Annotated in this window: 12 protein-coding genes; 2 read left to right on the top strand and 10 right to left on the bottom strand. The window is 69.5% G+C overall.

The annotated features are described in order from the left end of the window. Positions 1–239: 239 nt before the first annotated feature. The 5 genes from HXX10_RS01410 to HXX10_RS01390 form a co-directional block, all read right to left on the bottom strand. Complete coding sequence (locus tag HXX10_RS01410) at positions 240–1,739, bottom strand: Do family serine endopeptidase (RefSeq protein WP_296519548.1); 1,500 nt, start codon at positions 1,737–1,739, stop codon at positions 240–242. A gap of 144 nt (positions 1,740–1,883) precedes the next feature. Next, entirely contained in the window at positions 1,884–2,075 is a 192-nt protein-coding gene (locus HXX10_RS01405) for a DUF2065 domain-containing protein (RefSeq protein WP_296519547.1), read from the bottom strand. A 78-nt stretch (positions 2,076–2,153) separates the two neighbouring features. Further along, the gene (gene hflC / locus HXX10_RS01400; RefSeq protein ID WP_296519546.1) at positions 2,154–3,086 is read right to left on the bottom strand and encodes a protease modulator HflC; all 933 of its coding nucleotides are present in this window, start codon (positions 3,084–3,086) and stop codon (positions 2,154–2,156) included. Further along, complete coding sequence (gene hflK / locus HXX10_RS01395) at positions 3,083–4,240, bottom strand: FtsH protease activity modulator HflK (protein WP_296519545.1); 1,158 nt, start codon at positions 4,238–4,240, stop codon at positions 3,083–3,085. The genes hflC and hflK overlap by 4 nt, the downstream gene beginning before the upstream one ends. A 96-nt stretch (positions 4,241–4,336) precedes the next feature. Continuing rightward, positions 4,337–4,933: a dihydrofolate reductase gene (locus HXX10_RS01390; RefSeq protein WP_296519544.1), complete on the bottom strand. Its 597-nt coding sequence runs from the start codon at positions 4,931–4,933 to the stop codon at positions 4,337–4,339. 121 nt (positions 4,934–5,054) lie between these two features. Between HXX10_RS01390 and HXX10_RS01385 the strand changes: the two genes are divergently transcribed. Further along, positions 5,055–7,409 (top strand): hypothetical protein, encoded by a 2,355-nt coding sequence (locus HXX10_RS01385; RefSeq protein WP_296519543.1) that lies wholly within the window; start codon positions 5,055–5,057, stop codon positions 7,407–7,409. Between the two features lie 235 nt (positions 7,410–7,644). Next, entirely contained in the window at positions 7,645–8,817 is a 1,173-nt protein-coding gene (locus HXX10_RS01380; RefSeq protein WP_296519542.1) for an acyltransferase, read from the top strand. Between the two features lie 33 nt (positions 8,818–8,850). Here HXX10_RS01380 and HXX10_RS01375 read toward each other — a convergent pair whose 3' ends face one another. The 5 genes from HXX10_RS01375 to HXX10_RS01355 all read right to left on the bottom strand — a co-directional run bounded on the left by HXX10_RS01375 (position 8,851) and on the right by HXX10_RS01355 (position 12,746). Beyond that, on the bottom strand, positions 8,851–9,459 hold the full coding sequence (locus HXX10_RS01375; protein ID WP_296519541.1) for a thiamine pyrophosphate-dependent enzyme: 609 nt from the start codon (positions 9,457–9,459) through the stop codon (positions 8,851–8,853). A gap of 41 nt (positions 9,460–9,500) precedes the next feature. Beyond that, positions 9,501–10,001 (bottom strand): thiamine pyrophosphate-binding protein, encoded by a 501-nt coding sequence (locus tag HXX10_RS01370; protein ID WP_296519540.1) that lies wholly within the window; start codon positions 9,999–10,001, stop codon positions 9,501–9,503. Between the two features lie 22 nt (positions 10,002–10,023). After that, complete coding sequence (locus HXX10_RS01365; RefSeq protein WP_296519539.1) at positions 10,024–10,497, bottom strand: deaminase; 474 nt, start codon at positions 10,495–10,497, stop codon at positions 10,024–10,026. 139 nt (positions 10,498–10,636) lie between these two features. Beyond that, complete coding sequence (locus HXX10_RS01360) at positions 10,637–11,695, bottom strand: ABC transporter substrate-binding protein (protein ID WP_296519538.1); 1,059 nt, start codon at positions 11,693–11,695, stop codon at positions 10,637–10,639. A 127-nt stretch (positions 11,696–11,822) separates the two neighbouring features. Continuing rightward, positions 11,823–12,746: a LysR substrate-binding domain-containing protein gene (locus HXX10_RS01355; RefSeq protein ID WP_296519537.1), complete on the bottom strand. Its 924-nt coding sequence runs from the start codon at positions 12,744–12,746 to the stop codon at positions 11,823–11,825. Between the last annotated feature and the right edge of the window lie 9 nt (positions 12,747–12,755).

The following is a 12,755-nucleotide window of genomic DNA, read 5'->3' as shown; positions in this document are numbered from 1 at the left end:
GCAACCCGTCATTCCGGGGCGCCGCGCAGCGGCGAACCCGGAATCCATACACACAGACCGGTGTTATGGATTCCGGACAGCCGACCTTCGGTCGGCTTCCGGAATGACGGTCGTTGCTTGCGCCATCTCATGAAAATGCCCGGCACGAGGCCGGGCATGAGCAGTCTTTCCATCGAGGCGAAGCCCTCGCTGTCGCGCGGACTCCGGCCTCTCCCCGCGGGGGGAGAGGCCGCGCGCGCCTACTGCAGCGAGAGGGCGACGAAGCGGAGGTCGCCGTCGGCGCCGGCGACCAGCAGCAGGGCGGACTTGCGGCCGTCCTTCTTGAGCTGGTCGATGCGCTTCTGCACGTCGGGCGCGGTCTCCACCGCCTCCTGCGAGATTTCGACGATCACGTCGCCGGCGGCGAGGCGCTTCTCGGCGGCGGCCGACTTCGAGTCGATGCCGGTGATCACCACGCCGGCCTTGACCGTGTCCTTGATCTTGTAGCGCTTGCGCAGGTCGTCGTTGAGATTGGCGAGGGCGAGGCCGAGCGTCGACTGGACGACCGACTTCTCTTCCGGCGCGCCGCTGCCCTTCTTGGTGCTCAGCGCCGCCTGCTTCTCGCCGTCCTCGAGCCGGCCGAGCTTGACGGTCTTCTTCTCCTCCTTGCCCTTGCGCAGCACCACCACGTCGACATCCTTGCCGACCGGCGTGTCGGCGACGACGCGCGGCAGGTCGCGCATCTCCTTGATGTCCTTGCCGTCGAAGCGGACGATCACGTCGCCCGGCTCGATGCCGGCGGGCTTGGCCGGGCCCTTGTCGTCGACGCCGGCGACCAGCGCACCGCGCGCCGGCTTGATGTTCAGGTTCTCGGCGATGTCGTCGGTGACCTGCTGGATGCGCACGCCGATCCAGCCGCGGCGGGTCTCGCCGAACTGACGGAGCTGGTCGATCACCGCGACGGCGGTCTTCGACGGTACCGAGAAGCCGATGCCGATCGAGCCGCCGGACGGCGAGATGATGGCCGTGTTGATGCCGACCACCTCGCCGTCGAGATTGAACAGCGGGCCGCCCGAATTGCCGCGATTGATGGCGGCGTCGGTCTGGATGTAGTTGTCGTAGGGTCCGGAGTTGATGTCGCGGTTGCGGGCCGAGACGATGCCGGCCGTGACGGTGCCGCCCAGGCTGAACGGATTGCCGATCGCCACCACCCACTCGCCGATCCGCAGCTTGTCGGAGTCGCCGAACGACACCGCCTTGAGCGGCTTGTCCGGCTTCACCTTGAGGACGGCGAGGTCGATCTTCTGGTCGCGGCCGAGAACCTCGGCCTTGAGGCGGGTGCCGTCGTTGAAGATCACCGTGACCTCGTCGGCGTCGGCGATGACGTGGTTGTTGGTGACCACGATGCCGGACGGGTCGATCACAAATCCGGAGCCGAGCGAGTTGACGCGGCGCGGCGCCCGCTCGCGCGGCGTGGTCTCGCCCTGCTGGCCGCCGCGGCGGTTCTTGAAGAATTCCTCGAAGAACTCCTCGAACGGCGCGCCCGGCGGCAGATTCGGCACGGCGTTGCCGTGCGCCTCGACGTTCTGCGAGGTGGAGATGTTGACGACCGCGTCCATCACCTTCTCGGTGATGTCGGCGATACCGTCGGGGCCGCGCGAGGCGGCGCGGGCGTCGCCCGCCACGAGGGCCGCAGCGAGGGCCGCCGCGGCAAGCGGGCGACGAAGCTGGCGGATGCGTTCGAACGAAAGGCCGGCCATGACCTGGCGATCTCCTCGGAGGACGAACCTAAAAACTAAGGGACGCGGCGCACCCGCGCTCGGCGGGGCGCACGACGCGGACGGAACGCGCCATTACGGACGGATTGGGGCGGAATGGCGGCTCCGCCACATCGGCCCTCCGTCTCAGGATAGTGCCCGGATCAGCCAGATCAAGCCGACGCCGAGCGCCGCACTGACCACCCCGACGATCCGCAGGGTGTGCTCGGGGGTCTCGGTGAGGGCCTGGGCGGCCCGCCGGGCCGGACCCGGAAACGCCGCGAACAGAAGGCCTTCGAGCACGAAGACAAGACCGAGCGCGACCAGGAACGCGGACATTTGGGGCCCCGAGGACTGGCGCGGGCGGTAACCCGCGCCGGAGCCCGCCCCCCGTTTCGGGAGCGGGCTCCGCCGGATTCAACGTGCGGCCGCCGCGGGTGGCGAGGCGGGCGAGGCGGGCGCGGTCGCCTGAGCGGGGGGGCGACCGCTCGCATTGGCGAAATAGCGGAAGAACTCCGAATCCGGCCGCAGAAGGAAGCGGGTTTCGCCGGGCTTGAGGGCGGCCTCGTAGGCCTGCATCGAGCGGTAGAAGGTGAAGAAGTCCGGATCCTGGCCGAACGCGTCGGCGAAGATGCGGTTTCGCGTCGCGTCGCCCTCGCCGCGGGTCTGCTCGGCCTTGGAGGTCGCATCGGCCACCAGCACCGTGACGTCGCGGTCGGCGCGGGCCCGGATCTCCTGGCCGCGCTGGCTGCCCTGGGCGCGGAACTCGGCCGCCTCGCGTTGGCGCTCCGTCTGCATGCGCTGATAGACGGCCTGGCTGTTCTGCTCCGGCAGGTCGGCGCGCCGGATGCGGACGTCGATCACGTTGATGCCGAAGGCGTGCGCCTCGCGGTCGAGCTGCTCGCGCACCCGCGCCATCATCTGGGCACGCTCGTCGCGCACCACCGCGGTGAGGCTGGATTCGCCGAGCACGCGGCGGAGTGCCGAGTTGAGCAGGGTGGCGAGCCGCGAATTGGCTCCCTCGACCGAGCCGACCGTCTGATAGAAGCGCAGCGGGTCGACCACCTTGTAGCGGGCGAAGGCGTCGACCACGAGCCGCTTCGAGTCGGAGGCGATCACCTCCTGGGCCGGGTTCTCGAGATCGAGGATGCGCTTGTCGACATAGATCACGTTGTCGATCAGCGGCACCTTGAAGTGCAGCCCGGGCTCGGTGACGATCCGCCTGGGGTCGCCGAGGCGGACCACCAGGGCCTGCTGGGTCTGGTAGACGGTGAACAGCGACGCGTAGCCGAGCACCAGGATCAGAAGGATGACGACGGCGGCGATGCCGCCCGCGATGCCGGTCTTCATCGGGCGGCTCCCGTCTGGGGACGCGGGGCCTGGGATTGCGGCTGCGTGTGGCGGCGCCCGAGCTCGTCGAGATTGAGATAGGGCACGATGCCGCCGGCCGTTCCGAGCGCCCCGGCGCCCGGGTCCAGGATGATCTTGTCGGAGCCGCCGAACAGCCGCTCCATGGTCTCGAGATAGAGCCGCTCGCGGGTGATCTCGGGAGCCTTCTTGTACTCCTCGTAGATCTTGCTGAAGCGGCCGGCCTGGCCACGCGCCTCGGCGACCGTCTGCTCGCGATAGGCCTCGGCCGACTGGGTGACCTGGGCGGCGCGACCGCGCGCCTCCGGCACCACGCGGTTGGCGTAGGTCTGCGCCTCGTTCTGGGCCCGCTCCAGGTCGGCGCGTGCCGCCTGCACGTCGCGGAACGAGTCGATGACCTGCGACGGCGGATCGACCTTCTGCATCTGCACCTGGGTGATCTGGATGCCGGCGCCGTAGCTGTCGAGGGTCTTCTGCATCAGATCGTGCACGGCGGTCTCGATGGTCTGCCGGGCGCCCGTCAGGATCGGCTGGACATCGGAGCGGCCGACCACCTCGCGCATGGCGCTCTCGGCGACCGCCTTCACGGTGCCTTCGGGGTTCTGGATGTTGAACAAATACTGGCTGGCGCCGCCGGTCGGCTTGATCACCCAGAACACCGAGAAGTCGACGTCGACGATGTTCTCGTCACCGGTGAGCATCAGGCTCTCTTCCGGCACGTCCCGCATGGTGGTGCCGCGGCGCAGATCCTCGACCACCCGCATGCCGATGTCGATCCGGTTGACCCGGGTGACCTTGGGGGTGAGCACGGACTCGACCGGATACGGCAGGTGATAGTTCAGGCCCGGCGTGGCGTCGCGGGTGTACTTGCCGAAGCGCAGCACGACGCCGAGCTCGTCGGGCTCGACCCGGTAGAAGCCGGAGAGGCCCCACAGCACCACGGCGATCGCCAGCAGCACGGCGATGCCCTTGCCGCCCAGGCTGCCGCCCGGCAGCACCCGACGGAGCCTGTCCTGGCTGCGGCGCAGCAAGTCCTCGAGATCCGGAGGAGTCGGACCCGTCGACTGCGGTCCGGATCCCCACGGTCCCTTGGGGCCACTTCCCCACGGGCCGCCGCCCTGATTGCTCCACGGCATCGATGCTGCCCTTTTCCTTTACGACCGGCGCCCGGTCACCCGGTCGCACCTCGACAACGCTCCCGGCCGGAGCGTTTCGCTAAGATGTGGCCTGGGTTATAGGAAACCAACCCCCGTTTCAACGCGCGGACTTGCCGCGGCGCCACGGTCGGACGCAGACGGCGGGATTGTCCGCTCGAAGGTGCAGACCGTGAACGGCACCTCGTCCTCCGGTCCTTGCGTCCCGGCGCGGCGCGCGGTCTCACGCCACAACGTCGGGTCGATGCCCGGAAAGGCCGCGTCCCCCACGGGGCGCGTGTGCACCCGGGTGATCTCGAGCCGGTCGGCCAGCTCCATCGCCTCCGCATAGAGCTCGCCGCCCCCGGCCAGCATGACGGCATCGGCCCCGCGCCGCAGGGCGTCGGCGCGGGCGACCGCCAGCGCCGTGCCGAGATCCGGCGCCGCAGCCACGCCGGGCGCCCCGAACGCCGGATCCCGCGTCACCACCACGGTGGTGCGCCCGGGCAGCGGCTTGCCGATCGAGACAAACGTCTTGCGCCCCATCACCACGGGATGGCCGAGCGTGAGGGCGCGGAAGTGGCGGAGATCGGACTTGAGCCGCCACGGCAGCGCGCCGGCGCGTCCGATCACGCCGTTGTCGGCGACCGCGGCGACGATCACCAGCGCGATCCGTGTCATTCCTGGACGGACCATCCCCAGATCCTTGCCCTCTTCACGCGCTACAGACACAATCAGACACGCCCCGGTTGCGATGCGATGGTATTTTCTCCATCATTCCCAGACCGAATCGGTAGGTCTCGAGAGGAGCGGCGCAGTGCACAGCCAGGGTTTCGGTTCGGCCGGGCGCCTTCGTGTCGGGCCGATCGCGGCCACCCTGATCGTGATCGCTGCGATCACGGCCATGACGATCGCAGCCGGCCCGGGCCGCGCGCAGGATGCCGTCCCGCCGGGTGCCGTCAAGCCCGATCTCGGCATGGTGGCCGCGTGCCTCGCCGCCGGCAACGAGGTCGTGATGGCGCCGAGCCCGGCCTGCGTGCCGCGCCAGGCGGGCTCCGGCATCGCCGAGAGGGCCGGCATGCCGCTCGGCGAGCGCGACTGGAGCAAGGCGTGCAACAACGGCGCCGATCCGCGAAAGCTCCCCCGCGACACCGTCAAGCGGCTCGCCCGCCAGGCCGACATCGCGCCGACCGGCATCCGCATCATCGGGGCGCTGTTCTGCGACGGGCTCGATCTCGCCGGCGTCGACCTGCCCTACTCGCTGGTGCTCGACCGCTCGGTGTTCGACGGCGTGGTCGACGCCCGCAACCTGCGCGTCAAGGGCGATCTCAGCCTGGAATACGCGGTGCTGTTCGAGACGCTGCGGCTCAACCGCGCCCGCATCGAGGGCTCGGTCTATTTCGGCGGCAGCTTCATGCGCAAGCTGCGCGTCTACGACACCCAGGTGAGCGGCTCGTGGCAGCACAAGGCGGCGGTCGTCTTTCTCGACGCGCATCTGATCCGGATCACCGTGTCGGGCGACCTCGACATGACGCGCTCGGCGTTCTCGCGCCTGTGGCTGCAGTCGAGCCAGATCGGCGGCACGCTCGGGCTGGACGAGACCGAGGCGCGCTGCGCCTACCACATCAATGCCTCGACGATCGGCTATCTGACGGCCGACCAGGCCGGCTTCGGCAAGGTCGTCACCATCGGCGCGGGCGCCGCTGCGATCCGCTATCCGTGGTGGCGGCACGCCGTCGCGGGCCGGCCGGCGACCTACACCCAGACGCTGTTCCGCAGCGCCGCCATCTCGGCCGTCGCCGATGCCGAGCGGCGCCGGATCACCCGGCCCGAGCTGCCGCCCGAGGCCGACGGGCTCTTGCGCGGCTGCCGCGAGGAGACCGAGACGCTGCCGGACGGAAGCGAGCGCACGGTCGGCATCGAGGGCGTCACCGGCAGCCGCTATCTCGAGTTCTACCTGTTCGACACCACCGTTCATGCCGCCTTCTGCCTCACCGCGTTCAACTGGGCGAGGCCGTATGACGGCGAGATCCCGGACGCGCACCACCCGGTCACCATCCTGGCCCTCAACGGCACGCGGGTGGACGGCAATCTCATCGTCGACCTGTGGGGCGACCGCGCCTCGCCGATCGCCGATCTGCGGGCCGGCCACCGCGATTTCCAGCGCGTCTCCGAGCTGCACAAGCTCGAAGCCATCGGCCTGTCGGCCGGCGCCGCCATCTACAATTTCGCCGACCACCAGAAGCCCTACATCACCTATCTGGACGGGCTGAAATTCGGCCGCGTCCACAAGGCGACGCCGGCCTGCGGCGTCGACTACGGCACCAAGCTGGCGAGCCAGGTCGAGCTGCCGGCCGTCGACGAGGTGCTGCTCTGGCTCGGCAAGAACAAGGCGCCCTCGTCACAGCCGTTCCTGACCTTCGTCGATGCGTTCGAGAAGGCCGGCGCTGACCCCAACGAGCTTCGCATCCAGCGCAAGAATCTCGATTTGTGCGCCCACACGGCGCGGTGGCTGCCCTTCGTCGCGGCCTTCTGCCCGGCCGGGACGCAGGCGACCGCAGCCTCCGGCCCCGACCCGGGCGGATCGGGCCGCACCGTGCGAAGCAGCCTCGGCGCCATGGTCGCCGCCGTCTCGGACCTGATCGGATCCGCCTTCGCCGTGATGCTGTGGGCGCTCGCCGACCACGGCCTGCGCCCCGGCAAGGTGGTGTGGTGGGTGGCCGGCGTGCTGGCGATCTTCTGGCTGGTGCTCCGGTTCGGCCTGCGCGTCGTCGCCTTCCAGCCGGCGGGATCCGAGGCATCGGCACACCTCAAGCTGTGGCCGGTCGGCCCGCTGTTCCTGTTCGACCGGCTGATCCCGCTCTACAAGATCTGCAACGAGCATTACGCCATCACGCACTACTATCGCCTGGCGGCAGCGGAGCCCACCGAGACACCGTCCATCGTCACGACGAATGCCGTCGCCCCCGCTACACTCGCCGCGACAGCACCGGCTGCGGCAGCGCCGGACGATCCGCCGCAGCAGGCGACGCTGCGCGGACGGAAGATCCTGGTGCGCGCCGTCGACGAGGACACCCAGGCGCGGGTGGACAAGCTCCTCGTCGTGCTGCGGGTGATCGGCGTGGTGCTGACGATCTTCCTGCTCGCCGCGCTGAATGCGCTGACGCGCTGAAGGCTGGCCCACCGAAGACCCGCTGGCCGGCCGCACGGCGCGGTCGGACGGTCGTTGCTTCGGACTATCCGCACCAGGCGCAGTCATAGTCTGCGAAAACATCCGGCGTCATCGCGCAACCGTGATGCAGCTCCACCGACGAGGGCGTGGCATTTGCTTGCCACCGTGCTCTGCCTCCATCGCGTTCCATTTCGGGACGCCTCGCCGAAATGAAACATCTGGAACGGCTGTCCGCATGAACCTCCACGCCGCATCCCGGATGTCGTCCCGCGACGGGACACTCTCGACGCGCCCCCCGCTGGCTCACCTGCCGGCGCTCGACGGCCTGCGTGCCGTCGCCGTCATGCTCGTGCTGTGGGTGCATCTCCCCTTCGTCCAGGGCTCGGTGATCGCGAAAGCCTTCTGGTCGGTCGGGCAGGCCATCCGGGCCGGCTATATCGGGGTCGACCTGTTCTTCGTGCTCAGCGGCTTCCTGATCACGCGAATTCTGCTCGACGAGCGGGTGCGCACCGGCTCGATCTCGCTGCGCGTCTTCTACACCCGCCGCGCGCTGCGCATCTTCGCCATCTACTATCTGTGCGTCGCCGTCTATGTGCTGGCGTTTCCATTCGACGGCGAGGCGCTCCTGAGCCTCGTGACCTACACGTTCAACTACTACCATCCGTTCAATCCGACGCCGAACCCGCTGGAGCACACCTGGTCGCTCGCCGTCGAGGAGCAGTTCTATATCGTCTGGCCGGCCCTGATCGCGGCGATCCCGCTGGCGCGCGGCCGCCGGATCTGTGGCACCCTGGTTCCCGGGCTCGCCATGCTGGTCGCGCTGCTGCTCGCCGCGACGCTGGAGGCTACGCTCGCGGCAAGCCTGATCTACATGTCGAGCGCGACCCGGATGATGTCGCTGTCGCTCGGCGCCGCGCTCGCCTTCCGCGAGCTCGCCGGCGCGCCGACCGCTCGCTGGCGTCCCTATGCGGAGCTCGTCGCCGGAACGGTGCTGCTCGCCGCCGACCAGGGCGCCCGCGCCATCGGTCTGATCCCGCCCGGCGGCTGGTACTGGACCGTCGCGCTGCTCGGCTACGCGCTCGTCAGCGTCGGAACCGTGTCGCTGCTGATCGCCTCGCGCGACCGCCTGGCGTCGATGGCCCGCACCGTGCTGTCGTGGCGGCCGCTGCGCTATGTCGGCCGCATCTCCTACGGCCTATACCTCTATCACCTTCTGCTGCTGTTCCTGCTCGGCCTCGCGCCCTACCAGGTGTTCACCACCGGCGCGCCGGCCGCCTGGGTGGCGCTCGCCGTCGTCGCGACCTTCGCCACGGCGGCGCTGTCCTATCGCTTCATCGAGGCGCCGCTGCTGCGGCTCAAGGATCGCTTCGGCCGCCGCGACGCGCCGGCGCCGACCTACGTGGACTGACGCCAGCGTCCATTCCGACCTGGCCGCGGCCCGTCAATTGTGCTCGCTCGGGCCCATGATGACGATGCCTTCGGTCGCCTCGACGTGGCGCACGAAGATGTACTTGTCCTCGCGGCCGTCCGAGTGCTTGCGCCTGATGTCGCGGCGGCTGTCGCGGTCGACCTTGGCGACGATCACGAACGGCCCGTCGGCGGCGAGGCCACGCCGGCACAGTGCCTCGAAGTCGTCGAGCGTGCGCGCCGTGTGGGCCTCCTCGATTCCGGCCCCGGCGGCGATCTTGGCGATGTCGACCCGGCCGCCCGCCGTGTGGGTCGGCGGCCCGCCGATCGACTGGTAGCACTCGTTGTCCCACACGACGACCAGCAGGTTCCTCGGCCGCTCGTTGGCCAGCGTCGCGAGAATGCCGAGGTTGAACATCATGCCGCCGTCGGTATCGAGCGACACGATGCGCCGATGCGGCAGACCGACCGCGAGCCCGAACGCCTGCGGCGTCACGCAGCCGAGTTGCTGCTGGAACAGGCTCGCCTCGCGCATGTGCGGCGCGGCCGTGTACCATTCGTCGACGCTGGCGCCGAGCGACAGGATCACCAGCTCGCTTTTCAGCATGGGCGCGAGCACGCGCATGCAATCGAAACGCTTCATTTTCTCGGGCGTCGCAGTCGTCTCGGGTGTGGCCGTCGCGCTCATCGCACCAGCTCTCCGGTCAGCGCCACGGCGGAGTGATAATAGGCCGCGTAGGACCAGGTCACGGCATCCTCGATCGCTCGCTTCACCTTGGCGGCCTCGTCGATCACGCGGTACGGGATGCGCATCGCCTCGAGCAGCGGCTCCATGGTCATGCCGTGCGGCACGGCCCACCAGTTGTTCTCGCCGAGATCGCCGCGGTAGCTCATCAGCATGATCACCGGGATGCCGGCCCCCATGCCCATGCGGGCGAGTGGTTCTATCGCGGCCCGCAGCCCGGAGTTCTCCATCACCAACGCGGCACGCTTGCCCGACAGGAACACGCCGCCGCAGATCGCCGCCCCCTCCCCTTCGTTGGTGACCCTGATCGTGCGGATGTCCGGATCGGCGTCGAGGGCCGGATAGAGCTCCTTGAACAGCGAGTCCGGCAGATAGCAGACGACACTGACGCCGGCGGCCTTCAGCCCGGCGATCACGGCCTCGACGGCGTGCGGGGTCATGGGTGCTCTCGGGCTCGGCGGGTCAGCGGGTGAGCGGCACGGCGGCGCCGCCATAAAGCGCGACGCATTCGTCCTCGAGCACGCCCTCGATCACGGTCAGGTCCCAGCCGACCATCACGGCGAAGCGCTCGACCGTGTAGTCCTTGAAGTTGAAGGCGAGCTTCGCGTACTGCTTGACGTGGCGGTTGCGCGCCCCGATCACCATGGTCCTGATGCCGGCGTTGAGCACGGCGCCGCAGCACATCGGGCACGGCTCGCAGGTGCAGTAGAACACCGCCTCCGGGATCTCGCGTCGGCCGAGCTTCTTGGTGGCGAGCCCGATGGCGAGCGTCTCGGAATGCGCCGTGGTGTCGGAGGTCGAGACCTTCAGGCTCGGCGTCGACACCACCACCTGGCCACCGAGCACGACGACGGCACCGAACGGCTGCTCGCCCATCGCGGCGCCCCTATGGGCCTCGTCGATGGCGATGCGCATGAATTTTTCGTGGTCGGTCATGGTCATCTCCCAGCAACCCGAGCCCGTCGTTCCGGGACGCACCGAAGGTGCGGGCCCGGAACCCATAATCCCTGTCTGTGTGTATGGATTCCGGGCTCGCGGGCCTGCGGCCCGCGCCCCGGAATGACGAAACGGCGTCTCATCTCGCCTTCGCGGCCGCGGCGGCGATGTCGCGCTCGGCTTTCGGGGGCAGGAAATCGCGCAAGAACACGGCGCGCACGTCCGGCACCGTGGGAAGTCCGTAGGCGTCCGCCACCGTCTTGATCGCCGCGGCGAGCCGCGCGTCGTCGAGATCGCCCAGGCCGAGGCGTGCGGTCTCGGGAGAGATCATCAGCGACTTCACCGTGTAGACGAGCCGCTGCTTCTCGATGTCGGCATTGATCAGCGGCTCCAGGGCGACCAGCATGGCGATCGCCGCATCCGGATCGGCGGCGACGTCCATCGCGGCACGGTTGATCGCCTTGACGAGGCCGCGTACCGCCTCGGGCTTCTCCTTAAGGAGCTTCTGCGAGACCATCACGCCGTTGGAATAGAGGTCGAGCCCGAGATCGCTGTACATCAACCAGCGAAAATCCTTCTCGGGATCGCGCTTCATGGCGACGAAGTTCATCCAGCTCGTCACCGAGAACTGGGCGATGGCGTCGGCCTGGCCCTGCACCAGCATCTGCTCGATCAGATTGGGCGCGGCGTTGAGGATATTCACCTTGCCGGCGTCGAAGCCGTTGGCCTTGGCGAGCGGTGCCAGCAGCCGCAGCGTCGCCGAGCCGGCCGGCGCGCTGACGGTGCGGCCCTCGAGATCCTTCAGCGTCTTGATCGGCCCATCGGCCTTGACGATCACGGCATAGGGCGCGCGGTTGTAGACGAGATAGACCATCACGGGCTGCTCGCCGGGCTTGGCGGCGGCGGTCTGCATGATGGCGTTGATGTCGCCGAAGCCGGCGTCGTAGGCGCCGCTCATCACCCGCGTCACGGTGGCGGCGGAGCCCTCGCCCTGGTCGATGGTGACGTCGAGGCCTTCGCTGGCAAAGTAGCCCTTCTGCTTCGCCCAGTAGTACCAGGCGTGCGGGCCCGAAATCTTCCAGTCCAGCGTGAACCGGATTTTGGTCGGCTCCTGGGCCGCGGCGGGCGCGGCGAGGAGGCCTGCGGCCGTCAGCGCGGCGAGCCCAAAAATGCCGGCGAGCACGGATCTCGGCGTCATCGCATCACCCTCCTCGGGCCACCGCAAGCGCCGGCGGCCGGCCCCGTCGCGCCGACTGTCGCATCGGGCCGGTGATCCGGATAGAGGGACATTGGTGACCAAGGTGTTGCCCTGCCGGCAACACTCGTCACTGCCCGTCGAGCGCCTGCACGGCCTCGGTCAGCAGGGCGGCCAGCACGGCGGGGCCGGCCGGCAGGTGTGCCTTGGCGCGGGCCACCAGCATCAGCTTGCGCGGCCGCAGCCGCGGATCGGCGAGCGGCACGAAGACGAGGCGGCCGGCGTCGAGCTCGTGCTCGACGCCGACGCGGGTCTGGAACGTGACGCCGTGGCCGCGCACCGCGAGGTCGCTCATCAGATGGATCGAGTTGGTCACGGCGGCGGCGCGCAGCGCGGCGGCATCGCCCGGCATCGCGGCCTCCAGCGAGGCGCCGAGCGTGAGACTGGCGTCGGCCAGGATCACCCGCTCGCCGGTGAAATCGGCGAGCCGCACCTGCCGGCGGCCGGCGAGCCGATGGTCGGGCCGCAGCAGCGCACCGAGCCGCAGGCCGGCGCCGGCGAGCCGGCGGGTCGCCTTGGGCGGGCGCACGTCGAAGCCGACCGCCAGGTCGCATTCGCCGCGCGACACCGCCTCGAACGCCTGGGCCGAGCCCGTCACGATGAGCCGCACCTCGACCTCGGGGCAGCGCTCCCAGAAGCGCGACAGCACCGCCGGGAGCATCCCGCGCGTGACGCTCTCCACGGCGGCGACCGCGACAGTGCCGCGCCGCAGCCCTTCGAGATCGTCGATGAAGGTGCAGGCCCGCTCCAGCTCGGCGGCGCTCGCCGCGGCGTGGTAGACGAGGATCTCGCCCGCGCTGGTCAGCTTCAGGCGCTGGCGCGCCCGCTCGAACAGCGGCGTGCCGAGCCCCTCCTCGAGCTGCCGCAGCGTGCGGCTGACCGCCGACGGCGCGACGCCGAGCGCCTGCGCGGCGCGGCGGATCGAGCCGAACCGCACCACGGCCTGGAAATACTGCAGCCGCGCCGAGATCAGGCTCGGTCGATGGAGCGTCATGCGGGCCTC

The sequence above is a fragment of the Rhodoplanes sp. genome (assembly GCF_013377085.1).
Classification (GTDB): Bacteria; Pseudomonadota; Alphaproteobacteria; order Rhizobiales; family Xanthobacteraceae; genus Rhodoplanes.
The sequence above is the reverse complement of the archived record's forward strand: the minus strand, read 5'-3'. Positions and strand labels throughout refer to the sequence as shown.